This is a genomic window from Shinella curvata, from assembly GCF_022899935.1.
GTDB classification, from domain to species: Bacteria; Pseudomonadota; Alphaproteobacteria; order Rhizobiales; family Rhizobiaceae; genus Shinella; species Shinella curvata.
Window position 1 is genome coordinate 1 of sequence record NZ_JALJCJ010000001.1, and the last position, 25,648, is coordinate 25,648.

The following is a 25,648-nucleotide window of genomic DNA, read 5'->3' on the forward strand; positions in this document are numbered from 1 at the left end:
TACAATGAAGGCAAGATGATAGGATCCGTGCTCTTAGGGGCTGGGAACGATTTCTACGATGGGCGCAAAGGCTCCTTGAAAGGCGAGGTCCTTGGCGGAGTAGGAAACGACAAAATCTATGGGGGATCAGCGAACGACACTCTGCGCGGCGAATCTGGAAACGATTCAATATTAGGCGGGGTGGGTGCCGACAATCTGTATGGCGGTGCGGGAGCTGACATGTTTATTTATCGAAGCGTGAAGGATTCCATCCGCGACAAAGCGGGTAGAGATACGGTATTTGACTTCAACCGTGCCGAAGGTGACAAATTCGATCTTCGGGATATTGACGCCAACACGAAGCATGCCGGGAACCAGGCGTTCAAATTCATTGGTGGCGCAAACTTCACTAAACACGCTGGAGAGCTTCAGGACTACAGCAACGCAAGCGGGCATTATTTGCGGGCCGATGTGAACGGCGATGGCGTCCCGGACTTCTCTATCAAAATCGAGACAAGTAGCGTTTTCGCCAAAGCGGACTTCCTCCTTTAGCACGGCGGTGCGACACGGCCCGACCCCATACGGCATAGCGGAAACCTTGGGAGACCCCAGGGTACAATCCCGGGGCATAGCGCCAGAGAGCCCGACCAGCCGCGCGTTGCGCGCGGCGACATCGCCCGATCCCGGCATCTATCAGCTGATCAAGGCCCTTAACGCGACGGCCGTCCGCAGGTCTATGACGATCATCTCGGTGCGCTCAGCGAAGCCAGGCCGTCATGGTGAGCCGCGCTGACGGCCGAAGTTCGTTCCCGATCGATGCGCGCGTGAACATCGCCGACGCGACCAGCACCCGCTCCAACCTTTTTGAGGTCCGAAGTCGCTGCTGATCCCGCACACCCGAAACGAGAGCCGGGCTTAACGGTCCGGCTTCTCAGGCGGCTTAGTCACCGCTCTTGCCGAGACCTGACGGGCCATCAAGACGGCCGGCCGTAGCGGCGAGCGCGCTTATCGCCGTGGCGAGGCCCTTCATAAGCATCGCGGTATCTCGTGTCTCGGTAGCCTTATCAATCTCAAGTGCTCGGCGCCGCAACTCAGAGCTTTCGGATTCCAGGCGGGCCAGAAGGTCGTCATTCATGGCGCTCTCCTTCACGAACCGTACGCAGCTTTGTTCGGGTGTTTCGGTGCCTCGGAGTTCACCGCGGTCTGGCCTTCTTTCAGGGCAGTCTTGTCGGCTGTGCCGGAATCATGATTGGAGGGACCGGTTCCTTTTGTGGCTTTCGGCTGTTTGCGTTCACGTGCCGAGGCGTGCGTCCCGTCAGAGATGCTTCCGGGATGCGTGTCTTCAACGACCGGTGTCGGCGCCACGGTTTTGCTTTCGTCGGGGTTTGTCATAGCTGGTCTCCTTTTCGGGGAGAACGCTACCGCGCGCATGTTCCTCTAACGATCAAAACCACTGCCAAGCCATCCAGAAGCAGGTATAGGCAATCACCCCAATCACGAACAGCCACGCAATACGGCGAGCCATGACACAGTACCCCTCTGGTTCAAGCCGGAGCAGAATGCCCGGTTACGCCGTCGGAGTCGACCTCATGCTCCAAGACTAAGCGCCTTAACCTCAGCAGCTAGAATGGCCTAACAAGACTGAGTAGTTGTCCCGTATCATGCACCCCGGCCGCATATGCCAACAGGATTTTTCTCGCGCGGTCCCTAGCCAGTTTGCCGTCTGGATCGCATCCATATTCGAGACACCAACCTCTCATCACCGTTCGGAGTTCTTCGACCTCTTCGGGTTGAAGAGGAGCAACGGTTACACAGCAACCACTGAACATAGTGCCTCCGTCAAATCGGCAATCATTGCCCGCCTGAGGAAAGTAAGCTGCTTGTCGATACACGCAACATCGATCGAGCGGCGTTCTAGAAAAACGTGGGCGTGTGGTTGCTGAACATTTACCCGCTACCCTATCTTTTTTAGGGTGACCTGCGCTCGATAAATACAGCTGAGTAGTTATCAAGGATGGTTCACCCCCCAGGAAGAGTAATCGGCTTCGGTCTGCGCCCTATTCCAGCCTCAGCACCGACCTGAACGTCACCGTGTCGAGGATCTTGCCGTCCCGATCGGCAATCTCAAAGCGCTGACCGTCGATAAGTTCGCACTTTACAATCTTCTCAGCCAAGATTTCTCGAGCCGCTAATCGTAACCGATATGGTGTGCTCGATCGACGCAAACTCAAGACCAACGGGGTCAGTTTCTTGGGGCGCGCCGTCGCTTGGTCAATCCCATCGCGGCCATCCGCCCACCGTGCTCCCGGGCGAGGCGACAGACATCCCCAGCGGGCGTGACACTGGATCTCCAACATCTCGCCAGTCAGGAGGCCGGCGATATCAAGGCCTTCGTGAAATTCTTCAACGCATCGAGGCCGGACAGCAAGAACGGCACATCCGGCCCTAAGGACGTATGAGCCTTTGACCATTTTTTGACGATAAATGCTGCTCACTCAATCTAAGCTTGTGTTCCTATTGCCGTCGTGGAATGGTCCGAACTTCGGTCATAAGGAGTGATTGCAATGGCGGCAACGGACGTAACGCTTTACGAAATCAACGCCGTTATTGAATACCTCCTATGGAGAACGCAATCATGATGCTCCATTCTGAACACTCGACGGCCAACCTGCCAACGGCTGTGATCGACGCAAACGTGTCGCGCATAATCACTACCGGACACACATTGGCCGGTGATGGTGGACACGCCGCGCTTGTTCGCGACGCTGCGGGTCCGATTGTGACGCTCGATGGCGCCAAGTGGCGGATAGCATCGTCTCCCGTCAACCCGCTAATGTTCGGCGCAAAGGGGGACGCTCCTCTGGACGGGAGCGCTGGCGGAACTGATGATCGATCTGCAATCCAGGCCGCTTGGAACCACGCCGCGAAGTACCGTGTGCCGTGCGAAATGCTTGGCCGCGGCTACAATTGTTCGGAACGGCTTTGGACTCAGTCGAACCTATGTATCCGGGCAGATTTCGCTGTGCTTTACATCACGGAATGGCCAACGGCAGGCGGTTTTCTAGGCAACTGGAACCCGAACGCGGAAGACCGCGTCCAGTCTAACGTCTACATTGAGCGCTTGATCACGGACGGCTCTAAGCTGCCGCCCCCGACTTCAACCCAGAACACCAATCTCGGGCCAGAATTCACCTTTGGTATGAGAGACGCCCGGATCGTCGGCTGCGTCGCGCGCAAAGCCCCGAAGGGAAATGGCGCCGGTGTCGGCGGCTGTGGATTCGGCGGAGAACGTGGCCTCGACAACGTCATCTTTGAGAATTGCATAGCCGAAGACTGCTATCGCGGCGTCCGCGTCGCCGGCCTGAGTGGCGTAAACGACAACGGCACGTCGCGTGCGGCCACCGGTCTCGTTTTCAGAAACACGACCATTCGCCGCTCGGGCTGTGCGCTTCATCTGCACGCCATGACCGAGGACGCGTCGATCATGAATCTCAATGATCTTGGTCTGTTCGACGTTACGTTCGATGGCATCGACATCGTCGATTGCGGCCACGTTGGTTGGGCGAGCTTCGACTTCGGCGCGCACAGCCCGATTTTGCCGCAGAAGTCCGGCGTCTTCGTCATTAGTGGCGCGCGCAACGTCATCATAAAGGATGTCACTATCAAGCTCAAAAGCACCTACACGACCACGGACGAGGACTGGCAGGGCCATGCTGGTTACCCAGGGTCTGGAAATTACATCAGCGCCGGCCTGTCTGGCGCAGTTGGCGCGATCGTTTGGGGCTGGGGCTCGAACATCGTGATCGACAAACTCATGCTGGATGGTGATGTAGATGCGGTTTACCATCACGCTCGTGGCGTTGCTATGGGTGATCTCGGTTCAATCTCTGTGACGGCAGCTCCGGCGCCAGTCAACAATCACGGGGTCGATATCACACGCGTGCGTAACGCTAAGGGGACGGTGGGCGCGATGATAGACTGCATGGCTGGTACCGTCCTATCGCGCGTGTCTGGTGAGGTCTTCGGGAAGTTCGTTACCCCCCCAACGGCATTGATCAAGGCTGGTTCGCCTTTTGTGGCCGCCACGAATATCTTGGTTGGTGTGCGCGAAATGAATGGAATCAAGGAGGTGATCGGCTCGGCGAAACAGCTCTATGACGCCGGCAACACATTCGCGTCGTTCCCCTCTGGACGCACCGATATTCGGCGTCTTGCCCTTAGCGGGGCGGACACACGCATTCGGCTGGCGTTGGCCGACGATGTTGCAGGCAGTGCAGAGTTACCAAATGCGACATGCCTGCTTTGGCTCGTATCATCCAGCAGCACTGCCGCAAATGCTCTGCTGGCGATTCACAATGGGGGAGTCTGGATATCTGGCCAGCAGGGCACAGGCCTGGAGAAGGGCAGTGGTCCTCTCTTGAACGCTGCACTCGCCAATGGCGAAGGGACTGACGGCAAATTGACCGTGTCTTGCAACGGTGGGCGCCTCTACGTTTCAAACCGGCTCGGGTCAGCCGGCACTTTCGACTTCCATATAGTCGCGAGCCCCTATGGTTGACAATTCTCTTCTGCATGGGCCAGACCGGGCGGGTGGTCAACATTCGCCACCGCCCCATCAAATACCGAAGTAGATGACGACGGCGGCCAGCTGCTACAAGATGAAATCGCCCTTGACGAGATCGATGGTCTTGTCGAGGCGAAGTGCGAAATCGGCTTTGCCATCACCGTTCACGTCGCCGGAGACGAAGGTGTCGCCGCTCTTGTGGAAATAGCGAAGCTCACCGGCCTTATCGGAAAACGCCTTCTCGCCGATGAAGGTGAAGGTGTCGTTCTTGTTCGTGGAGGAGCGGGCGTCGATACCGGACAGGTGGATCCGGTCGCCCTGCTTCTGCAAGAAGTCATAGATCATGTCGCGGGAACTCGCCGTGCTGTCTCTGGTGCTGGTGAAGACGAACAAGTCGGCGCCGGCTCCACCATAAAGCCTGTCGGTGCCAGCACCGCCGTAGAGCTTGTCGGCGCCGCCGCCTCCCTTCAGGAGGTCATTGCCGTTCCCGCCCTCAAGTGTATTGGCCGCGCTATTTCCGATGATTTTGTTGTCGAGGCTATTGCCTGTGCCGTTGATTGTCTTGGAGCCTGTCAGAGTTAGGTTTTCGACGTTTGTGGCGACAGTATAGCTGATGGAAGTCTTGACGAGGTCCTTCCCTTCTTTCGCGTTCTCGATCACGTTATCCTGCGCGCTGTCGACGATATAGGTGTCGTTGCCCTCGCCCCCTGAAAGGGTATCGGCTCCGGCTTTACCGTCGAGAGTATCATTTCCACCATATCCCATCAGCTTGTTTGCCCGGCTCGTTCCCTCTATGATGTTGTTCAACTCGTTGCCTGAGCCTTGGATCGCTTTGCCGGTCAATGCAAGGTTCTCAGTTCCTTTCGCAAGGCCATAGTTAACGCTCGACTCTACCGTGTCGACACCACCGCGATCGACAATTCTATCTCCGGTATTTTCGACGATATAGGTTTCGTTTCCGGCCCCGCCGACCATGGTATCGGCACCCGTCCCGCCGTCTATAAAGACGGTGTCGTGTTTTGTCTTGACTGACTTGGCCGTCCCGCCGTCTATCTGGATATAGTCGTTGCCCGCACCCCCGAGAATGGTTTTGTTCCCGGTCCCGGCAATGATGGTGTCGTCCCCTTGGCTGCCCGTCACTTTGCCACTTCCTGACCCGATCTTGGCATAGACCCCATCGCCCTTGAGAGTGACATTACTCGCGCCAGAATAGCTCTTGGACAATACCTTGGAACCATCGAATTCACGCAGGTCAAAACCGTACATGATGCGCTCGACGGAATTCTCGATGATCGCGATGACTTTGCCGTCCGACGCACGGGTGATCTTCAACGATCCGTCCTTGGTGATTGTGCGCGCATAACTGCCAAAGCTCGAAGCGAGAGAGACGGTGTCGAATTTACCGCTTCCCCCGTTGATTGTCCTCCCCTCTGAGCCAGCTACGGTATCCTTGAAGTATTGGGGATTGAGAGCACCCAAGTCGAAGTGATCGTTACCCGAATGCCCGATTGCGTAGAAATCCTCGCTGGTGAGGGAAAGCCATTCCGAGTTCTCGCTACCGATGGCTACCTGAATTTCGCCCGATCTCCAGCCGTTTCCCAGCAGCTTCTGGGCAAGATCGGTCTTGTAGAAGCCGCCCCATTTTCCGTCTGTGCGAGAGGCGTATTGCATCAGAAGGTTTATATCCTGTTGGTAACCCTCCTTATAATGCAAACCCCAACGGGTCATTGCGAATTTGCTGTTCAGCGTGACAAGGCCGCTGGAACGCTCCGCGTTCCATGGCCACAACCCTAGTGCATCAGCCATATCGCCAACGTGGACAAAGTTTGTCAGACGGCCATCTGCACCCAAGGTTTCACCGGCTTTGGCTCCGATCGAGCCATAAGTATAGCCCCAGATTTTCTGGGGGGCGTTACTTTCCACAAGATCGGAAACAAAATATTGCGTCATCGCGCCGCCGAGGCTGTGACCTGTAACAATAACTTGCGCTATACCATTTCTAGCTTCGTGCAGAAAATCCTTAATCGCAGTCGCGAGCGGTTCAAAACGGGTGTAGTAAGACTTCAAAGCCTTCATGTCAAAGGTGAGGTCTGCGGACCAATCCTTGAGATCGTCAGACCCCTTGAAGGCGACGGAGAGCGTTCTTTTTCCGTCGGCAACGCCGAGATTGACCGTAGCAACGGCATCGCCTGAGAAGAAGCCTTTCGTGCCGTCACGGAACACCCCGTCCGCCATGGTGTACTTTTTGTCGGCAGGGTCCATGCCGAGTTCGATTGCTTGAACACGATGCCAAAGCATCGACATGCCAGACGTGGGATTGTCCTTGTCATAGACTTTTACCATCTGGAGCGCCGTTTCAGTCACCCAGCCGCCACCCTTGAGCGCTACCACGTTTTGCGCTGCTTTCTCGAAGGTCAGTTTCTCCACGCCTTCCAGAGCGTAGAGGTTGTTCCCAGAGACACTCGTAATGAGCGTTGCGAGTTTCGGCGAGTCGGGTTGCTTGACGGAAATCTTGTACTGATCGGGAGATCCCTTGAGGTTCACTGTGTCATAATCACCGTCTTCCTCAAATTCATTAAAATCTAATGAGTCGAACTCTTTGTCTCCAAAAACATACTTCTCTCCCAAACCTAGTATAAATCTGTCATTTCCTGCAGCGCCCTCAATGAAATCTTTGCCATTTCCGCTCTCGATAGTATCATTTCCATCTTGCCCACTAAGTTTGTCATCCGAGTGGCTGCCGATCAATTTATCGTCACCTTTCCCTGCCCACACGCCGCCGCCCGGCTCGTGCAGGCGAAGAATGTCATTCCCATCTGTCCCATCAATGTTGAGGTACGCCGTCTTGCTGATGAGGTCGACAGGACGTGCCGACAGCACGTCGTTAATGGTCGGATTTGTACCTCGGAGGCCGGATGTATTGTCGAAAATCACGTTGTATTCGTGGAAATACACTAGATCAGCTTTTTGAAGTCTATCAATCTTTATCGACCGCCAATGATCAAACGTCCCATCATCTTTGAATACCTTTTCCGATAGGTAGAAATATCGCGAAGTATTTTGGGGTTTGGAAACCGAAATTGTGACAGTCGCCTCTATCCCACCCAGATGCATCATGCCCCTGGACGTTTCAAAAAAGAGAAAGTTTTGTATTTCGTCGTAGCCGCGAATTGAACCGCCTATCTTCCCTCCACCCAGCCATCCGCTCGGGGTAAAATCGACGTCACTTCCTAGGGAGCTTCCGAAATGAGAGAACATCTTTTCCCCACTGGCAAGAATACCACGTTGATCGGCACCGCAGATCTAGCTCCAATACTCTGACACGGGGCAAACCCGAGTCAATAGTAGCCAGAGTGCGCTCACGGTGAAAGAGACAGTTCATGACGTGGGATCTTTTGAACGCATTGAGTTGGCGGCTTTAGAGTGGGCGTTCAGTTCGGCGTTCCGGAGGGAATTTGTAGGTGCCACGGCAGAAGTTCATCGTAACCGTTGCTTCATTCCCACTTTGTCCTGGCGCGCGCCGTGCTTGGCGGTAAGCTCTTCACGATCTATTGGAATGGTGCGGCTGCAAGACTGGCAGAAGACGCCAAGCTGAAGATCGGGCAGCAAAGTACCGAATGTCGTCACATCACTGCCAAGCAGGCCTGCGTACGATAGCCAATCTGCCTCTGTCGTGTTCATGGTTCTCATTGTGTTCTGGTCACGGACCGAGTCAAACGTCTTGAACATCGCGTATTTAAGACAGAAGTATCCTTGTGAAGGCGCCAAGCTCACCCGCTTCAATCGAGCCGGGTTCTTTTGTTGCCGGATGTTGACGGAAGGCGTGGGCATCCTATCTTCGCTGCTGGAAGCCCCCTCCAAGAGGCATCCGGCAGAGAGGTGCGTGACTGCTGGAGCGGTTGCGCGCCTTTTTCGTCTGCTACCGTACACGCGCCGATGCGGTCTCTTTTTTGACTAATTGCCGATGCGATGTGATCACCATCGTCGGAACCAATCTCAAGCCCCATGCCTGTGGTTTCGGCGGTGAGAGCCGGGGCGCTGCGACGTTCCCCGGCTTTTCCGTTTTCGGCTCTTGAAGCTGCCTGGTGAGCAATTATTTCAATATTGTCGCGGTGGGTTCCCCATCCACATCTCGCCGCGACTTCAGCCGGGACGTTGTGTCGTAGCGCGTCCCGGCTTTTTAGGTGCTTTCATGGCGTACCGATCGGTCATGATGTTCAAGCGTTCAGGCGGTTGGGTCGTCGCTGTCACCGCCGATGGGGAAGAGAGTGTGCGATCATTCAAGAGCTACGAGAACGCGAAGTCATACGCGGATGAACATCGCATCCGATTAGGCCTGCCCGTGACCGACAATGTCATTGAGTTTCAGCCGAAGAAGCCGACGAGCCCGCATTGACGAATATTAGCAACGCACTATTTCCGCCGCGTTGCGGTAACTCTCTCCCCCGAGAACAGCCCTGTCGCGATGAAGCCGGGGATTGGTGTGCAACTATCCTCGGCTTTTCATTTGGTTGAGATGGATAGTTGTGAAATCTATCTCCCTCCTGTGGAGCGCAGTCGGTCGCCTTAAGGCTTCCACCCCCTCGTATATCCCCGCCCCATAGCAATAGCCGCGACCCTAAGCCGCTCCTCAACCGCATCACGTTCGGCAAGCACGGTTCGGATTGCCTCGAGCGCATCCCAGTCGTGAAGCGCCAGCACCTCCATGGCTTCGTTTTTCGGTTTGTCCTGGGGCTGCTGCGGCTTCATTGAAGGCGAAGCTCCAACTGCTTTTTGCTCTTGAGGACATAGAGTGGGCGAGGGGCCTCGGCCGCCTTTAGCTGCATCTCTGCGCGCCGGGCAGCGTTCTTTTCACGCCAGGCACGGCTGGCCGCGACCTCAGCGAGAGCTCTTGCGACGACATCGTTTTGCATCGATACCTCCGTTTTGTTCTCTTTATGTTCCCATTCGGGGGCGGAGGTGTCAAGTCGCCAATGAGAAAACAATCCTATTTTTCGAAGGGCGTTTAGCGTCTCGGATGCGTGTACGGCAGGCCGCCTCGTAGTCACCCGGCTACGCCGGAGGGCAGGGACGAACGTCCTGCCATTTCCCACCTCAAAATTGGAGAATTAGATGCCTACTCTTACCGAGTTGCAGGAGAAGCGCGGCCGTCTAATGACGCAGGCGCGCGAAGCCCTGAACGAAATCACCGCGAACACCGACGAAGCCCGCTCTGCGGAACTCGAGGCTCGTCACGACGCCATCATGGCCGACTTTGACCGCGTCGAGAAAAATATCGAGCGCGAAGAGCGGCAGGCCGCCATCGAAGCTCGCTTTGAAGAGCGCCAGCGTCAGCGTCGTCCGAGGGGCGAAGATGGCGAACAGCGCGGCCAGGATGAGGGCGAGCCCCTTAGCTATCGAGCTGTGTTTCACAAATTCATGGCCAGCGGCGCCGACATCGGAGAACTCACTACCGAAGAGCGGGCGGTTCTGAGGAGTGGCGCGCAGTCAGGTAAAGAATTCCGCGCGCAGACTGCGGGGACTACGACAGCGGGCGGCTTTACCGTCCCGACCGAGCTTGCGGCGATCATCATCAAGACGATGAAAGACTGGGGTCCGATGTACGATGAGGACATCGCCACCGTCCTCAATACCGCGTCGGGCAACCCGATGAAACTTCCCACGGTTGACGATACCGCTGTGACCGCCGAGAAGCACACGGAAGCCGCCGCGCTCACCGATGATGGCGGCAAGGATGCGACCTTCGGCCAGAAGTCCCTGGATGCCTATGTCTACGACACGGAATTCGTCCGGTTTTCGATGGAGTTGGCGCAGGACTCGATCTTCAACATGGAAGCTCTCCTCGGTGGGCTCCTTGGTGAGCGCCTGGCCAGGATCGCAAACCGCGAGCTGACGGTCGGCGATGGCACTGGCGATCCGAACGGCGCGGTTACGGCGTCGACGCTGGGCAAGACGGCCGCGGCGGCCGCGGCAATTACTGCTGATGAGATCATTGATCTCCTCCACTCGGTGAATTCGGCTTATCGTCGATCGCCGAAAGCGCGGTTCATGTTCAACGACATGACCCTGGCGGCTATCCGCAAGCTGAAGGACGGGCAGGGTAACTTCCTGTGGCAGATGGGCGACGTGACTACGTCTCAGCCTGGCACGCTCCTCGGCTACCGCTATTCGATCAATGACGACATGGACTCTCTGGCTGCTGCCAAGAAGGTCATGCTCTTCGGTGACTTCTCGAAGTACTTCGTCCGCAAGGTTGGCTCGCCCGTCATCGGCGTATTGCGTGAACGCTTCTGGCCTGACCTCGGCATTGCCGGCCTCATCCGCTTCGACGGCGAGCTTGGCGACACTGCTGCCGTCAAGCATCTGATCACCGCTGCTTCCTAGTCCTGGGCGGCGGGCTTCGGCCCGCCTCCTTCCAAGGAGGGAACATGAATATCCGAATGCTAGTCGGACTGTCCGGCAACGAATACAGCCTGTCGCCTGGCGACACGCGCGAATTTCCCGACGCTGAGGCCATCCGGCTAATCGACGCCGGTTTCGCCATTCCCGTTGTCGAGCAGCCAATTGAGCGCGCAGTCAAGGCGCCTGCGCCAGAGAGGCGCGGAAAGCGGGGCAGGGATGTGGTACCCACCGAAGGTGAAAATACCGGGGAATGACCCGGTTTCGGTCGCCGAAGCGAAGCGCCAGTGTAACGTTCTACACGATGACGATGACGCGCTGCTGTTGGGGTTCATTTCCGCGGCGCGCGACTATGTGGAGCGCTATTGCGGCACGCCTCTGGCGCAGCAAACTGTTGAGGTCAAATGCGACAGCTTTGGTGACATGGCGCGGCTTCCCATAGCTCCGGTGAGTGATGTCGATATTGAGTATGTCGCGACAGATGGCACAGAACAGACTGTGCCGGATGAGGCATACGAGTTGAGGGCCGATGGGCTCGAGGCGTCCGTCGTTCTCGCGTACGGTCAGAATTGGCCTGTGACACGTCCAGGCTCTCGGATCGTCGTGACGGCTATCGTCGGATACGAAACCCTTCCCGCGTCCATACGACATGCGATGCTGCTCTGGATCGCCGAAGCCTATCTCAATCGCGAGAATGCGGAAACGCCCGAATGGACGGCGTTTGACGCTCTATTGACCAATTACCGGCGTTAGGCCGCAGGAGACCCTATGGCAGCACTAAGCATTACCGCGGCGAACGTCGTTGCGGGCACGAATTCCACGCGCGATATAGGCACGGCCGGCACAACCATTACGGCGGGGCAGGCTGTCTATCTGGACACCGCCACGAACAAATGGCTGTTGGCGGACACCAATTCCGCGACGGCCGCCGCGCGTGTTGCCTCGGCTATCGCGCTGAACTCGGCGAGCCTGAACCAGCCCATTTCGCTGCATAAGAGCGGCGACATCACGATTGGCGCGACTGTCACCGCTGGCGTTGCCTACTACCTTGGCGGCACGGCTGGCACGATCGTTCCGGTTGGCGACCTGACGACTGGCGACTATCCGCAGATTATCGGCATCGCGAAGTCCGCGACGGTCCTTGCGGTCGACTTCCAGTCGGCTGGGGTGGCGTTGTAATGGCCGCCGACGAAATGATTGTTGGCGAACTGGCGAGCTTTGGCGCTGGGCAGTTGCGGCTGCGTGCTGGCGATATTCTCGTGACTCGGGTTGGCTATAACGCCTCTGGCGCGACAATCGACGCCGTGCGCGACCGCGTCGAGAAGGAACTGATGCGCCTCGGCATCGCAGAACCGAAGGTTCTCGTGGTTTCTGGCGACATTTCCTTCGAAGTCATTGAGCGCGCCTAATGCCCTGGATCCGGTTCACCAAGGATCATAACTGGGTGCAGCCGGCCTTCACCATCGCCTACAAGGCGGGCATGCACCTGAACGTCACGCGCGCCTGTGCTGACGAGGCTGTGGCGGCTGGCAAGGCTGTCCGAGCGAAGAGGCCGATTGATGGCAAAGAAGCCGAGTAGCGGTAGATGGGAAGAATGCCCATTTACCGGCGAATGGGGGTTCCATCGCGATTCTTTCTATTTCGCGACACTCCGCAATTTTGGCAGTTTCGGACGATTCATCCTCGATTGGAAGCTCGGCGTTGACCTCGGACACAGCATAGCGACTTCCGCGAAAAACGCGTGGCGCTGGTGGGGGCTGCATGGCCAAAAAGCCGAATAGCGGCGCCCTGCGCGTCAAACTGCACTTTCAGGTGCGGCCTCTGGTCGACGACGGCATGGGCAACGAGCAGGCCGGGGATTGGGAGACCCAATTCACCGACTTTGCCGAATTGATCCCGCTCAGGGGCGGGGAACCCGTGCAGGCTGCCCGTCTGACGGGCGTACAGCCGTATATCGTGAGAGTGCGCAGTCACACGGCCAGCCGTGAGGTAACGCCGTCCTGGCGCGCTCTGGACGCCCGCAATCCGAAGCGCGTTCTGAACATCAGGGCTGTTTCGGATCCGGACCAGACGAACGCCTGGCTCGAGATGATGGCCGATGACGGGGTCGCAACATAGCGGTAGGCGACATAGTGCGGGGTAGGGTATGGCGCTGAAAGCCACAATAGCCGGCAAGGATGCGCTGTTTCGCCGCCTGACACAGGTTGCGCCGAATGTCGAGAAGTACGCGGCCGAGGCAAAGCGCAAGGGCGGTGACGAATTGGCCGAAGCGATCCGACGGCAGGCCCCCACCGGCGCGACGCTGGAATACATGGAAAGCATCGAGGCTGACGAGCTCGCAAACCGCCCCCATCAGGAGCGCGTGAGCAAGGCTGCCGCCAAGGATCCAACGGCGGTTGGGCTGTTCGCCGAATACATTTGGCGTTGGTTGGAGTGGGGGACTGCGCCACACAACACGGCAAAAGGTGGCGGCACGGTCTTGGGGCAGGCGACGCACCGCGAAGGCGGAGGCACGCAGCATCCCGGTACCAGCGCTCAGCCGCACATCTTTCCCGTGTACAGATCGCTTCGACCGAAGATCATTAAGCGCATCCGCGCCGCGGTGAACAAGGGCGTTCGGGAGGCCATGAAGAAATGAGTCCCGAATACGAACTGCAGGCCGCCATTGTGACGCTCCTCAAGGCGGATGCGTCGCTCATGAACCTCGTCAACGGGGTATATGATCAGCCGCCTACGACAGCGTGGGCCACCCCGAAAGAGGGGTACGTCACAATCGGCGAGGCGCAATTCATCCGTGACGACGCGACTTGTCTTGAGGGCGGTGACGTCTACCTGACATTGCACACTTGGTCACGGAAGGTTGGTTTTCCGGCTGTCAAGGAGATTGCTTTCGCGGTCTCGGAATCACTGCACATGGCTCCGCTGGTCTTGGCCTCTTGGCGCCTTGTTTCGATCATGCACCGACAGACGCGCGTTTTTCGCGATCCTGACGGGTTGACAAGCCACGCCGTTATTGAATTCGCGGCGTCGGTACACAAGCCGCTGGCATAGGCCGGGCATTCCTCAAAATCACATATGAAGAACGTCCGGCACGCCCGGCGAAGGAGAAATTATGGCTGGAGAACAGCTCGGCAGGCTTCTGCTTATCAAACTGGGCGACGGCGCGACGCCGGAAGTCTTTACCAATCTCTGCGGCCTCAAGGATCGCAGTTTCGACCTTTCGGCAAACTCGGTCGACACGACCAAGCCTAGCTGCACCAACCCCGGCGGCCCGGTTCAGAAGACCAGCCGTCCCGGCATCGTGAGCCGCACCTTCTCAGGCTCCGGCACGTTCGTGTCGAGTGCTGCCATGAAGGCATTCATGGTGCATGTGAACGACGCGACGGTCTTCAATGCGCAGGTCGTCGTTCCTGGTCTTGGCACCTACGAAGGATCGTTCTTCGCAGCCAATTTCACCCTCGACGGCAGCATGGAGGACGATCTCCAGTTCAGCGGTTCGTTTGAGGCTGCAGATGCGCTGACGTTCACGGCAGAGGTCTAATCCATGGCTAAAGAGGAGAAAAAGCCGGTGGGCATAGTTACCCCAACGAAGCCCTTCCCGCTGCAGGTCAATGGCGCGCGCGGGGAGGTTGCTTTGTGGATCGGTGACGTTCCGCTCGTCATTGCTGCGACGATGGGCGGTCTTTCCGCGGTGTCGACGCGGCTGGAGTGCAAGTCTTTTCAGGATCTGTTTGTCCGCCTGTCCGGCGTCGAGGCTGCCGCTACGCTGGCCGGCATCGAACTACTGACCGTCAAAGGCGACCGCCTGGCGGCCATCGACAGCTTGAGGCTGAAGCACTTCCCGGCCTGCGCGGCCGCATTCTCCGCCGCTCTGTCACATCACTTCGATGATGGTGACGAGGGAAACGGGGAAGCCGTCGAAAAGGCGGCATAAAGAGAAAAGAAGACCCGTTTCCGTGGCGGGACTGGATGCGGATTGGCTTAGGCGGGCTGCAATGGCGGCCTGCCGACTTTTGGGAATCGACGCTCACCGAGTTCTTTCAGGCCATCCACGGCCGGAACGAGGCGAATGGCGCGGAAGACAAGCCGAAGGCACCGACCAAGGGGGAGATGGCGGAGTTGTTGGCGGGGTATGGGTGAAATGACCAGTCAAGAGATCGACGACTTGGCCTATCTCACTCAAAAATATGGCGGCACCTTCCGAAAGGTGACGCCGCGGCCATTGGGCGTGGTTCTACCAGACGGCAGCATTGGCGTGCGGTTCATACCGATAAAGGATGGCCTAGTCGTCAGCGAGCATGACAAACCTGACAGGGTGTGGGCCGAATGCGCCGCTAATGAAACCGCGAATTCGTGAGCCACTCTGCGTCTGCAGTTGAACGGTTTTCCCGTCTCTGCATCTGCCGTAGTCGGCCAGGGTCGCAAAGAACACGGAGAACTCGTCAGATCCACCCGATCTTGTGACCTCGTAGGCGACTGGAATAACCATGTCATCGACCACGATGTGGCCATCACCTTCGTGTGTCGCGGTCATCCCCCATCGCCTCCAAAGCCCGCCTCGCGCGGGCTTCTCTATTTTAGGATGAATTCGCCTTGGCTGACAACTCCAACGACGACATGATTATCGCCATTGGCGTTGACATCGCCACGATCCGGCGCGGCATGAAGAAGCTCGAGCAGGAGATCGGCTCTTCTACCAGCAAGGTGCAGAAGCAATTCGAGACTGTCGGTCGTGGCATCGACAATGCCATGACGAGCGCGATGCAGAACCGCATCAACGCTATGGTTGGCGTCGGCACCAAGGGCGCCAAGGAATGGACTGGGGCTCTAGCCGACCAGGGCAAGGAACTTGAGCGGCTTCGCGCCAAGTACAGCCCGCTGTTTGCGACCATCAACAGCTACAAGGCGACCGTTGCGGATATCCGTCGCGCCCACGCGGTCGGTGCGATCTCCACCGACGAAATGACTGCAGCCATTAGCCGAGAACGGCAGGCCGCTCTTGCGAGTACAGCGGCGATCAAGGGGCGGAATGCTGCTCTGGCGCAGGGCGCGCGTGGCTCAGGTCAGGGATTTCAAACCGCCAATATCGCCGCACAGTTTCAGGACATTGCCGTAACCTCGGCGATGGGCATGAGTCCGCTGCAGATTGCCTTGCAGCAGGGTACGCAACTGTCCGCCGTCTTCAATCAAATGGGCAACGGCAAGCAGGTCCTCGCGGGACTCGGCGCAGCATTCGCGTCGATCGTTAATCCCATTTCGCTGGTGACAATCGGTCTGATTGCCGGCGGTGCTGCCGCAATCCAGTATTTTAGTGCTCTTGAGTGGGGTGGCGCCAAGTCTGAGGAGACCCTGAAGCGCGAGGCAGAGCTCGTCGCTGGCGTGGTGGCAAAGTGGGGGGATGCACTCCCCGCCCTCAAGGCATACAATGACGAACGTCAGAGGATAGCTGGAGACAAGGAACTCGCGGAAGCGCTCGAAATTGGGAAGAGCGCCCAATGGGATGATCTGCGAAAACAAATCGCGGACGTGAATGTTGAGTTCACGGCGTTGAAGACTGACATTCAGCAAAGTAGCGATAACGTCGACGGAATCGTTGCACTCCAGAAGGCGTTCAACGATCTCCAGTCAAGGATCGACAAGGGAACCGCCACTGCCGCTGACGCCAAACGCGTGCAGGATGCGCTCGCAGGGTTCGTTTCGGAAACCGGCATTCCGACAATTGCGGACTTTGCGAAGCAGTTTGATGTATTGGCCGCCGCCATCGCCAACGCGTCAGGTAAGGCGAAGACGTTTGATCGTGATGCCGCTATAGCGTTGACCTCCCGGCACCCTAGCCGCGGAACATATGGCGGGATGGAGCGTACCGCCGATGGCACAATGGGGGGCATCGGTGCTGTCTTGCCTTTCAATGGGCCTGTCCCCGAACGCCGTCCGCTTATCGAACTAGACGGCTTGCCTGGAGCAGACAAGGCAGAAAAAAAGCAAGAAACTGCCGCCCAAAAAGCCGCAAACGCTTATCGTGACCTGATCAAGTCCGCAAACGACCGCATCGGCCAGTTGCAGCTCGAAATGGAGCTCACTGGTCAGTACGGTGTGGCGACAGATGCGGCGCGCTTTCGCCTGGAGCTCCTGCAGCAGTCAGAGGACAAGGGCAGGTCCCTTAGCCCCACCCAACGCGCCGAGATCGAAGGCAAGGTTGCGCTCTATGAGAAATACTCGCAGGCGCTGGCCGAAACCAAACTGCAGCAAGATCTGCTGAATCAGGCGCGGTTCAGCGCCGTCAACCGATACTGGTTGCACGACGATGAAGTGACGATCGATGGTAGTGGCAATGTCATTGGTTTTGCCGATACGCGCTATGGCGGCAATCTCGTTCAAATCTACTCAAGGCTGGGGCTCGATACGGAGACGGCATATGCGCCGCTCGTCACGGACCTGTCGGGCGACAGCGTCTGGACAAGCAGCCACCGAGGCGATGGCCAGGCATCCGTTGCGATGGTTGCCAACACCCCGGAAGCGAAAGATTTTACGTGGCGCTTCCCATATGGCGCGCCGCGGCTTTCTGTCGAGGTGAACGGCGCTTATGTCTGGGACTATCGCATTGACGATGACCCATCCAACCCGGCCGCGTGGGTCTTTTCGCGAAATGCTGCGCTCATCATGTGCTGGCACCAATGTTTCAGCGAATTCGGTCATCAAAGAAACTATCAGCGCGCGATCTTGCCCGTCCTCGACATGTGGAAGGAAGAAGCTGACGTTTGTGATGAGGACGTCCCCCTGGATGGGGGCGGCACGGAAAAGCGCTATCTCTGCGATGGCTATGCGACGGCAGAACATGACCCAAAGGTCGGCACGAACGCTATTCTCGCGGCCTGCGACGGTTGGATCTGCGAACGCGGTGATGGCGCTCTTCTATTCGTCGTTGGCAAGTTCCGCGAGAAATATTGCGGTACGCTGACAGACCGCGACATCACGGGATTCCAGCTACAGAATGATGTGCTCTTTCGTGAGGAATGCAACCGCCTGATTCCGAAATTCACCTATCCGGCGACCGACTACACGACGACCGACACCGACTTCTTCGAAAACACGTCCGACCAATTGACCGCTGGACGGGTCCTTGCTCAGGAGGCCGAATACAGTTGGTGCACGCAGTGGCGTCAGGCCCGTCGCCTTGGCATCCGCGACTGGCGGCGCCTTCAGCAGAAAAAGAAGGGCACTCTCGACGTCAGGCTGTGCGGCATTAACGCCGTCTACAACAGATGGAATCGCCTGGAGACGCCGATCGGCCTGCCCGCATTGGATGGCGCCGTGATCGAGAACAGGCGATCGGTACTCGCTCTCACCAAGGGCGGTTTCACGATGGACTTCATCAAACATCCCTCGAACATAGACGCCTGGACCCCATCCTCGAATGAAGGCACGGCACCACCCGTGCCGCCAAAGCCCGCTGTGGGGACCATTACGACACCTACGATTAACAGTGTGACTGCGAAGGCGAATAGCAATTCCGTTTATCTGAGCGTCAAAGTCGTCGACCCGTCGAAGAGCGATCTATCGATGGTCGTTCGCTATCGCATCAAGGATGTAGGTGGCGGTACCCCCGGGGAGTGGGTGGAGCAGATTTATACCGGGGTGTCGCCTTCAGGCGGGTACATCACGGTGAGCACCAATCCCGTTCCGAACAATCTCCTGCTCGAGGTTCAGGCAGCCTTCATTTCTTCGAAGGGCAAGTACGGCAATTGGTCGGCGACGTACGAGATATTCTCGACGGCGGATCCTAATGCTCCAGGTGTTGTGACAAGCCCGTCAGCCGTTGGTGGCGTGGGGCAGGTGACGTTCTCCTGGCGCACGCCAAACAGCGCGAACTATGCGGGCGCCAAGCTTTACTGGGGTGTTTCCAATTCGTTCGGCAGCGCCACCCTCGTCACGCCGCCGGAGTACGGCACCCCGAATAAGAACGACAGCCGCATCATCACCGGCTTGTCCGCTGGCACGCGGTACGGCTGGATCGTTGCGATAAACGGATCCGGCGTCGAGGCGTCTCCGGTTGCGACCGGTTCATACATCGTCACATAAGGAGCCGTCATGGCCATCGGAAACATCTCGGCCGGCGACACGTCGTCGATCGCCAAAATCAATGAGGCGATCGACAGGGTCAACGTTTTCGAGGACAGCAAAGTCGACAACTCCATCCCGACCGGTCGCGTCCTTGGTCGCTCGACGGCGGGAACGGGGGCGGTCAGTGCGCTGACTGTCACGGGTGGTCTTGAGGCCGCCTCTAGCACTCTTCGGATCGCTGACAATGGCGTGACGACTGCGAAGGTTGCGTCGAAAGCGATCACCAACAATGAATTGGCGGACGCAGCCACGCAGACGTTCAAAGGGCGGTTGGCTGCGGGTTCAGGCCCGGTGTCGGATTTGACCGTCTCTCAGATGAAGACGGCACTTGGCATATCTGCGCTTGAAGCGGGGTTAAGCGACGAGGTTTCTGCGCGGACGAATGCAGTCAATGCGGAAGCCACCACTCGGGCGAACGCTGATGCTGCAGAAAGCCAAGCACGCATCAATGGAGACACCGCCGAAACGCAGGCACGCGCTATCGCCGTCAATAACCTGCAGGGACAAATCAATCTGCGCGCGACGAAAAGCGACCTGGCTGAAGAGGCAGGAGCGCGGCAAGCTGGCGATGAAGCCGAGGCGACCATGCGCGTAGCCGCGGACGAGTTGCGCCCGACCTTCTCGAAAGTGTCAGGAGCAATCCGCCCAGGTGAAGCGCCTTCGTTCTTCACCGCCGAGGTCGATGGCGAACCTGATACGCTGGAGCCGCTTTCCAGCGCTGACGTTGCTGCCTCCACGGATGGCAAGGTCGCCAAAATTGATGGCGCCGGTGTTGTTGCGCCGGTTGCTGTCTGGCGCATTGAGCCTGGGCACCTTTACCGCGTGCGCTTTGTCTTGCGACGAGCCGTCGATACGGATGATCCTGCGAATGACGCAATCCGGCTAGGCGTTCGGTGGCTGAAGTCTGACAAATCGGGGTCGGCAACGGCGGCGTTGGCAAATCTGCTCGACGTGACAGTCGCTGATGGCCGCGTCGAGTATGTTTTCACCCTGGCAACAGTGAGTGGTGACGACGTCGACGCTGTGTCTCCGCCTGACGGAGTGTATTTTCGCCCGTTCGTCCGCGCCTTCGGGAGTGGCGAGACGTATGTGGAAGTCATTCAGGTTGTGGATGCAACCGACGCTGTCGTCTGGTCTCCGGACGTCGAACTCCTCATGCGCGAAATCGCTTCCCTAACAGCGCAGGTTATTTCACTAAACGACCGCGTGTCCTCCCTAGAGGCCTAATTCCAAGGAAATCACTATGGCAGCCTTCACGGTTGCCGCCGGCACGGACTGGATCGACACGATTGTGCTCGGTTCGGTCAACGATCGCTGGCGGCTGGACGACTACGACATCTGGCTTCACGTCAAGAAGGAAGGTGATGACACCATCCTCCTTGATCTCACCACGGCAAACGGCAGGCTGGTTGTTGCTGACGCGCCCGGTCGCCGCCTCGAGATCAACGTGGGCTGGTCGCTGATCGAGGCGGTAGAGCCCGGTCCTTTCGTCTTCGACATCCTCTTTGAAAACAAGACCACGGAAGTCCGCTCACGAAGCGGGCCGCACACGCTTGCGATCTCCCCTGGCATCACCTTTCCGGAGCCTTGATACATGGCGCGACAGCTTTCCAATCCCGTTTATCTCGCGTCTCCTGAAAAGGGCGTTGATGGCCGCGGCATTCTTACGGGCGCCCGTGCGCCCCTTATGACCGACGGTCGCATCGGCGACTTCTGGCTCGACAGCCGCACCGACCAGCAGAAACTCTACGGCCCGAAGAATGCCGGCGCATGGCCGGACCTCGGCTTCATCAAGGGCAACCGCGGCTGGACTCCTGTATTCGCCGCTGTGGCCGACGGCGTTCGCCGCGTGCAGCAGGTTGTCGACTGGCAGGGCGGTGAGGGCCCAAAACCGGCGACCGGCAAATACGTCGGCGCGACCGGCCTTGTGGACGCCATCGGCGACGCTCTCGACATCCGCGGGCCGGAAGGTCCGGAGATGGTGATTGATGCACTTGATGCCGGTGGAGATACCGCGACGTACGATACGCTCGTGCCGGCGGCCGACGTTGGAGACGACAACGTGCGGCGCCCATTGAAGGAAATGTTCTCGCCAGGCGGTTCGCTAATCTTCAAGACGCTTGCAGACGCGCAGGCAGCAACGGTCCCGGCGCGGATTGACCGTGTCTTCATCAACGAACTCGACGGTTTCAGAGTGCGCGTTGACAGTGAACCAGCTGACGGCGGCAAGCACCGCAGCGCCGACAGGTTCCTGTCCGATGAGCAAGGGACGGATTCGGCGAATGGCGGCTGGTGGGGCGATCTGGCTGATGTGGGGCCGACGCGGATCAGCACGGCTGCGCAAGCTGCTCTGGATATCGCCTCGGCCCGAGTTGCCGCAGCGGTTGAGTATCCGGTCGTCACGGGCGCCAATTTCACCGCATCGTCGGATGTTCAAGTGCTGCTGTCGACCTCGGATCCAAACTCCTATTGGCACTTTGGCTCGATGGTCTACGAGCCGGCAAAGAACCGGCTTCACTGGATGTTCAGAAGCGCCGCTGTTCACACGGCCATCGAGTCGCAAATCCTCTACATGTTCAGCGATGACGGCGGCGCAACGCTGTGGTCGTATGATGGTGACGGCGATCTCGTTTCCGGCCCGTCGGCTATTCTAGCCTCGCCAGCGGGACGCGATTACCGGGACGTATGCCTTGGCATCACGCCTACCGGGGACATTCTCGCCATCTACACGGATCTGCCAATCGGCGGAGGGGCTACTCCAATTCGGCGCCTTCGCTCCCGCGATAGCGGTAAAACTTGGCAGTCCGAATCCGTAATCTACACCCACTCGTCGACCGGGGCGCGGGCGTATGGTCGGATCAAGGTCATCCCCGGTGAAGGAAAGTCACGGATGGCTTTCACGATGTACCGCACCGACACGAACGACGTTCGCTTATGGGTCTCCGACGACATGGGGGAGACCTGGTCCATGGGAGCGGCGATCTTCTCGGGAAGCGCAGAGAACGAGACCGAAGTGGCGTTCTGGGGCAATGTCGGTGTTGCCATCGGCCGGAAGAACGCGGGCGGCATGTCTTGCGCTATCACCCAGGATTACGGCGCGACGTGGACTAAGTTGACCGATGTGCTCGGTAGCGTCACAGCGGATGTTGCACCCACCGTCGACATTGTCCGGGATCCATACGGTACGGTCTGGGTCGTGCTGGGCGTCTGCAGTCGTGCAAATGATACGATGCGGTGGTTCTCCGGAACGCTGAAGGACGTGCTCGCCAATGGCGGCGATGGGTTCGATTCGTACTTCGACAGCGCCACAGATATGGCCGCCACAAGTGGCTATCACGTGCCCCAGCGTCTACCTTCCGGTGAGTGGGTGGTCCTCGAGGTGAAAGAGGACAACAGCGGAGGTCGAGTGCTTCGTCTTCGGCGGATGCAGATCGAGAAGTCGGTCATGATGGCACGAAAATGGACGCCGCGGCTTGTGAGTGGAAGCACTTTGGCGGCACCGGGGAATGAAGCGACATACTCTTCGCAGTTTGGCCGCTATGATCGACTGGGCGACCTAATCCGGTTCGATGGATACCTGCAGATCGCTACGAAGGGCACGCTCGAAGACACGAACAACGTGCGTCTCACTATGCCCGGGCCTGGAGTTCCATCTGGCTCGCAACTCGTTCTGCGTGCGACCGCACACATCGCGCACTTCTCGAACGGAAATCTCCCGGCGAACAACTACTTAAGCGGGGCAATGGCCCTAAACGGCCAAGGCACGCTCGCACTATACCGGACGGGTCAAACCGGTTCGACGGCGATGGTGGCGACCGAGATCAACGCGACCTTCGCGGTGCGGTTCTCGGGCAGCTACTACGCCGCGGTGACGAACTAACGTGGAAGGCGGGCCGGCTTCGGTCGACTCGCCCGATGGAAGAAACGTAGTCAAGACTCCCCGGCCTCCCGCCTGGTGCGGCGATGGCGTTCCTCCGTCAAATCCCCACAATCCTAGGAGACCTTTATGGCTCGGGAAACCCTTCCCGTCGCCCTCGACCTCATGTTTGGTCACGAGGGCGGCTATGTGAATGCCAAGACTGACCGCGGCGGGCCGACCAAGTATGGCGTGACGCACAAGACGCTTGCCGCCCATCTTGGCGTGGCGTCGGTGACGGACGAACGCGTCAAGGCAATGACGCTGGCCGAAGCAACTGCGATCTATCAGCGGTCCTACTGGTCGCAGTCTGGTGGCGATGTGCTGCCGGCTGGTCTCGACTACGCCGCATTCGACTTCGGCGTAAACTCCGGCCCGTCGCGTGCCGTGAGGTCGCTGCAGGCCGTGATGGCCGCCAAGGGCGTCTATGCCGGCAAGATCGACGGCCATATCGGTGAGCAGACGCTTGCCGCTGTGAAGGCTTACCCGGGCGGCGTACGCGTGCTCATCGTCGACTATTGCGACGAGCGCATGCGGTTCCTTCGATCTCTCGGTGGCAAGACTGGCTTTTCGGCCAATGGCCGTGGCTGGACGATCCGCGTCACGGGAAAGGACCCGAAAGGCCAATACAAGACGCAGCCGGGGGTCGTCGGCAATGCCCTGCGGCTTGCCGCAGCGGAAAAGCCGCGGGGGTCACAGACGACGGCTGGCAGCGCAAAGGCTGACGGACGCGACACTGGTATCGGCGGAGTACTGAAGAAACCAGAGGCATGGGGTCCGCTTGGCGGCTTGCTATCGGCAATCGGCGCAATTGCTGCCGGGAGCGGGCCGGTCCAATGGGCGCTTGCTGCGGCCGTTGTGGCGGGCGTGGCTTACGGCATCTATCGGCTGGTCGAGCGGGAGAGAGCAGATGCATAATCCAGAATACGGCGGAGTCGATAGCCAGACGTCGGTTAGCACGCTGAAACTGTCCTTGGCGGCCAGCAACGCTCGAGAGGTGCTAGCGGCGCTTTCCCATGCGGCGCAAGCTCTTCCGGGTTTCCGCGACGCTCTTCTGGACCTCTTCGAGATCAGCGAGGAGCCTTTTGTTGTCGAGCTGGACCGTCTCGCCGCACCCCGCGCAGACGAAGTCGTCATGCGCCTTTATCCAAGCGATAGTCTCCTCCGTCTTGTGGCCGCATTTCGGGCAAGGCAACCCGAACTTTTTCCCGTCGAGCATTTTCCCCTCCTGGTTGGTGAAGGGGATATCAACACGATCAAAGGGGATACGCAATGCTGGCAATAGCAGCGGGGCTATGGTCCCGCATTTCCAGCTATCTCGCCATGGCTGGTGTAGCGCTCGCGATTATCGCGGGCGCATTTCTCTATGGGCGCTCCGACGGCAAGGCAGACGCAGAAGCCGAGCACGCCCGCAACAATGCGAAAGCAATCAAGAAGGCGAGGGGCGTCGAAAATGAAGTTCAAGGCATGGGTAGCGCTGATGTTGACGCTGGTCTCGCTAAGTGGATGCGTGACGGCAAGCGGTAATTTCTGCGATGTCGCGCGGGCTGTGCGCCCCAGTGTGGAAGACAACATGACCGAAGAGACGAAGCGCCAGATTCTGCGGGAAAACGAAAAGCTGGCAAAGCTTTGTGGGGTGGTGCCGTGACCGGCCCCGAAATCATGGCCGTTGTCGGCTTCATCGTCATGCTGTTCGGCGCGATCTTCGGTGTCTGGAAATACCTTGACGGCAAGCTGACGTCGGCGCGGCAGGAGACGGACACCGTTGCGCGCGATCTTGCAGCACACAAGCTCCACGCGGCCGAGACTTTTGCAACCAAGCAGGGGATGCAGGAGCAGACCGGCCAGATGCTTCGCGCAATCGAGGGTGTGGCGTCTCGCATTGATGGAATCAGTGAGCGGCTGGACAATATTCTGTTGCAACGACCGGCACGAAGTCCCCGCAATTGATCAAGCCCTCTCTGCCTCACGGTGGAGGGGGCTGTTTTTGTTTGTGCCTTCGGAAAGGTGGGGAGTAGACCAGATCAGCTATCGCACCACGGTTACTAAACAATCGAGGACTTCACCGGCCACAGCGATCAAGGAACTGCAGAACCGCGTCAGGCAGAAAGAAGGTGCTATCACGGTTGTTGGGAGATCCTTCAAAGGATCGAGGCGGGGCAGCGTGGACAGAGCGAGCGGTAAACGCAATGGTTTCGACTGCCCATTACGCGGAAGAAGCCGGGCCTGGCGTCCGGCTTCTGAATTCCAAGTTCACGATCGTCAATCAGGCCGCGGTGTCAATCTGGGCAGGGCTAGCAACTTGGATTGCCTTGATCATATTTAGCAGATTGCTGATGGCGGCTGTCTCTTCCTCGATCCGCTCCGCCGTGGTCTTTCCGTCGGGCCAGGCGAGAGACACACCCTTGCGTTCCATGGCGACAAGACTGTCCCGATGTTTCTTCCGGTCGAGCATCATCTCTGTGAGCTTAAAACGCAGCTCTGCATTTCCCATTTCATCACTCCTAACGTTAGCCCCACTGGATTAATGCAACGCAGCGACGCAAGAGTCCAGACTTGTAGAATAGAAAAGGCTATTCGGCTCACGTAAACACTATTGAGGGTCTGGCTTGTCATCTAGGGGGTGATAATGCGACGCGACGCTAGAAAGTGGCAGCTGAGGAACGATC

At 58.4% G+C, this 25,648-nt stretch carries 29 protein-coding genes; 24 read left to right on the top strand and 5 right to left on the bottom strand.

What is annotated here, in order from left to right; genetic code table 11:
* Window positions 1-531 (top strand): M10 family metallopeptidase C-terminal domain-containing protein (locus MUU55_RS00005; protein WP_244758733.1); only part of this gene is annotated, 531 nt, incomplete at its 5' end.
* A 388-nt stretch (window positions 532-919) separates the two neighbouring features.
* Here the strand turns inward: MUU55_RS00005 and MUU55_RS00010 are convergent.
* Together MUU55_RS00010 and MUU55_RS00015 are read right to left on the bottom strand one after the other, a co-directional pair.
* A complete protein-coding gene (locus tag MUU55_RS00010; protein WP_244758734.1) occupies window positions 920-1,114 on the bottom strand; it encodes a hypothetical protein in 195 nt (64 codons plus the stop codon).
* 11 nt (window positions 1,115-1,125) lie between these two features.
* A complete protein-coding gene (locus MUU55_RS00015; protein ID WP_244758735.1) occupies window positions 1,126-1,371 on the bottom strand; it encodes a hypothetical protein in 246 nt (81 codons plus the stop codon).
* Between the two features lie 1,243 nt (window positions 1,372-2,614).
* Here MUU55_RS00015 and MUU55_RS00020 point away from each other — a divergent pair.
* Entirely contained in the window at window positions 2,615-4,537 is a 1,923-nt protein-coding gene (locus MUU55_RS00020; protein ID WP_244758736.1) for a hypothetical protein, read from the top strand.
* A 93-nt stretch (window positions 4,538-4,630) separates the two neighbouring features.
* Here the strand turns inward: MUU55_RS00020 and MUU55_RS00025 are convergent, their stop codons facing one another.
* Together MUU55_RS00025 and MUU55_RS00030 are read right to left on the bottom strand one after the other, a co-directional pair.
* Window positions 4,631-7,801 (bottom strand): M10 family metallopeptidase C-terminal domain-containing protein, encoded by a 3,171-nt coding sequence (locus MUU55_RS00025; RefSeq protein ID WP_244758737.1) that lies wholly within the window; start codon window positions 7,799-7,801, stop codon window positions 4,631-4,633.
* A 219-nt stretch (window positions 7,802-8,020) separates the two neighbouring features.
* Window positions 8,021-8,374, bottom strand: a complete 354-nt coding sequence (locus MUU55_RS00030; protein WP_244758738.1) for a hypothetical protein — start codon at window positions 8,372-8,374, stop codon at window positions 8,021-8,023.
* 361 nt (window positions 8,375-8,735) lie between these two features.
* Between MUU55_RS00030 and MUU55_RS00035 the strand changes: the two genes are divergently transcribed.
* The 22 genes from MUU55_RS00035 to MUU55_RS00140 all read left to right on the top strand — a co-directional run bounded on the left by MUU55_RS00035 (window position 8,736) and on the right by MUU55_RS00140 (window position 24,929).
* Window positions 8,736-8,939, top strand: a complete 204-nt coding sequence (locus MUU55_RS00035; RefSeq protein WP_244758739.1) for a hypothetical protein — start codon at window positions 8,736-8,738, stop codon at window positions 8,937-8,939.
* A 716-nt stretch (window positions 8,940-9,655) separates the two neighbouring features.
* Window positions 9,656-10,927, top strand: a complete 1,272-nt coding sequence (locus MUU55_RS00040) for a phage major capsid protein (protein WP_244758740.1) — start codon at window positions 9,656-9,658, stop codon at window positions 10,925-10,927.
* A gap of 44 nt (window positions 10,928-10,971) precedes the next feature.
* Complete coding sequence (locus MUU55_RS00045) at window positions 10,972-11,199, top strand: hypothetical protein (RefSeq protein WP_244758741.1); 228 nt, start codon at window positions 10,972-10,974, stop codon at window positions 11,197-11,199.
* Entirely contained in the window at window positions 11,162-11,695 is a 534-nt protein-coding gene (locus MUU55_RS00050) for a head-tail connector protein (protein ID WP_244758742.1), read from the top strand. Before MUU55_RS00045 ends, MUU55_RS00050 begins: the two co-directional genes overlap by 38 nt.
* A 15-nt stretch (window positions 11,696-11,710) precedes the next feature.
* A complete protein-coding gene (locus tag MUU55_RS00055; RefSeq protein ID WP_244758743.1) occupies window positions 11,711-12,121 on the top strand; it encodes a hypothetical protein in 411 nt (136 codons plus the stop codon).
* Window positions 12,121-12,351 (top strand): hypothetical protein, encoded by a 231-nt coding sequence (locus MUU55_RS00060; protein ID WP_244758744.1) that lies wholly within the window; start codon window positions 12,121-12,123, stop codon window positions 12,349-12,351. The genes MUU55_RS00055 and MUU55_RS00060 overlap by 1 nt, the downstream gene beginning before the upstream one ends.
* Window positions 12,351-12,521, top strand: a complete 171-nt coding sequence (locus tag MUU55_RS00065; protein WP_244758745.1) for a hypothetical protein — start codon at window positions 12,351-12,353, stop codon at window positions 12,519-12,521. The genes MUU55_RS00060 and MUU55_RS00065 overlap by 1 nt, the downstream gene beginning before the upstream one ends.
* 182 nt (window positions 12,522-12,703) lie before the next feature.
* Complete coding sequence (locus MUU55_RS00070) at window positions 12,704-13,060, top strand: head-tail adaptor protein (protein ID WP_244758746.1); 357 nt, start codon at window positions 12,704-12,706, stop codon at window positions 13,058-13,060.
* Window positions 13,061-13,088: 28 nt separating this feature from the next.
* Window positions 13,089-13,580, top strand: coding sequence for an HK97 gp10 family phage protein (locus MUU55_RS00075; RefSeq protein WP_244758747.1), 492 nt, complete (start codon window positions 13,089-13,091; stop codon window positions 13,578-13,580).
* Window positions 13,577-13,993 (top strand): DUF3168 domain-containing protein, encoded by a 417-nt coding sequence (locus MUU55_RS00080; protein WP_244758748.1) that lies wholly within the window; start codon window positions 13,577-13,579, stop codon window positions 13,991-13,993. Before MUU55_RS00075 ends, MUU55_RS00080 begins: the two co-directional genes overlap by 4 nt.
* Window positions 13,994-14,054: 61 nt before the next feature.
* The gene (locus MUU55_RS00085) at window positions 14,055-14,483 is read left to right on the top strand and encodes a phage tail tube protein (RefSeq protein ID WP_280518828.1); all 429 of its coding nucleotides are present in this window, start codon (window positions 14,055-14,057) and stop codon (window positions 14,481-14,483) included.
* Between the two features lie 3 nt (window positions 14,484-14,486).
* On the top strand, window positions 14,487-14,876 hold the full coding sequence (locus MUU55_RS00090) for a hypothetical protein (RefSeq protein WP_244758749.1): 390 nt from the start codon (window positions 14,487-14,489) through the stop codon (window positions 14,874-14,876).
* Window positions 14,873-15,082: a phage tail assembly chaperone gene (locus MUU55_RS00095; RefSeq protein ID WP_303276154.1), complete on the top strand. Its 210-nt coding sequence runs from the start codon at window positions 14,873-14,875 to the stop codon at window positions 15,080-15,082. Before MUU55_RS00090 ends, MUU55_RS00095 begins: the two co-directional genes overlap by 4 nt.
* Window positions 15,075-15,299, top strand: a complete 225-nt coding sequence (locus MUU55_RS00100) for a hypothetical protein (protein ID WP_244758751.1) — start codon at window positions 15,075-15,077, stop codon at window positions 15,297-15,299. The genes MUU55_RS00095 and MUU55_RS00100 overlap by 8 nt, the downstream gene beginning before the upstream one ends.
* Before the next feature lie 236 nt (window positions 15,300-15,535).
* Window positions 15,536-19,021 (top strand): phage tail length tape measure family protein, encoded by a 3,486-nt coding sequence (locus tag MUU55_RS00105; protein ID WP_244758752.1) that lies wholly within the window; start codon window positions 15,536-15,538, stop codon window positions 19,019-19,021.
* A gap of 9 nt (window positions 19,022-19,030) precedes the next feature.
* Entirely contained in the window at window positions 19,031-20,290 is a 1,260-nt protein-coding gene (locus tag MUU55_RS00110) for a hypothetical protein (protein WP_244758753.1), read from the top strand.
* A 16-nt stretch (window positions 20,291-20,306) separates the two neighbouring features.
* Window positions 20,307-20,654: a hypothetical protein gene (locus MUU55_RS00115; RefSeq protein WP_244758754.1), complete on the top strand. Its 348-nt coding sequence runs from the start codon at window positions 20,307-20,309 to the stop codon at window positions 20,652-20,654.
* A 3-nt stretch (window positions 20,655-20,657) separates the two neighbouring features.
* Window positions 20,658-22,943: a sialidase family protein gene (locus tag MUU55_RS00120; RefSeq protein ID WP_244758755.1), complete on the top strand. Its 2,286-nt coding sequence runs from the start codon at window positions 20,658-20,660 to the stop codon at window positions 22,941-22,943.
* 126 nt (window positions 22,944-23,069) lie between these two features.
* Window positions 23,070-23,897 carry a glycoside hydrolase family 108 protein gene (locus MUU55_RS00125; protein ID WP_244758756.1) on the top strand — a complete coding sequence of 276 codons (828 nt, stop codon included), beginning with the start codon at window positions 23,070-23,072 and terminating at the stop codon, window positions 23,895-23,897.
* Window positions 23,890-24,264 carry a hypothetical protein gene (locus MUU55_RS00130; protein ID WP_244758757.1) on the top strand — a complete coding sequence of 125 codons (375 nt, stop codon included), beginning with the start codon at window positions 23,890-23,892 and terminating at the stop codon, window positions 24,262-24,264. Before MUU55_RS00125 ends, MUU55_RS00130 begins: the two co-directional genes overlap by 8 nt.
* 168 nt (window positions 24,265-24,432) lie before the next feature.
* Window positions 24,433-24,627 (top strand): hypothetical protein, encoded by a 195-nt coding sequence (locus MUU55_RS00135; RefSeq protein ID WP_244758758.1) that lies wholly within the window; start codon window positions 24,433-24,435, stop codon window positions 24,625-24,627.
* Window positions 24,624-24,929 carry a hypothetical protein gene (locus MUU55_RS00140; RefSeq protein ID WP_244758759.1) on the top strand — a complete coding sequence of 102 codons (306 nt, stop codon included), beginning with the start codon at window positions 24,624-24,626 and terminating at the stop codon, window positions 24,927-24,929. Before MUU55_RS00135 ends, MUU55_RS00140 begins: the two co-directional genes overlap by 4 nt.
* A gap of 316 nt (window positions 24,930-25,245) precedes the next feature.
* Here the strand turns inward: MUU55_RS00140 and MUU55_RS00145 are convergent, their stop codons facing one another.
* Window positions 25,246-25,473 (bottom strand): hypothetical protein, encoded by a 228-nt coding sequence (locus MUU55_RS00145; RefSeq protein WP_244758760.1) that lies wholly within the window; start codon window positions 25,471-25,473, stop codon window positions 25,246-25,248.
* Window positions 25,474-25,648 lie beyond the last annotated feature (175 nt).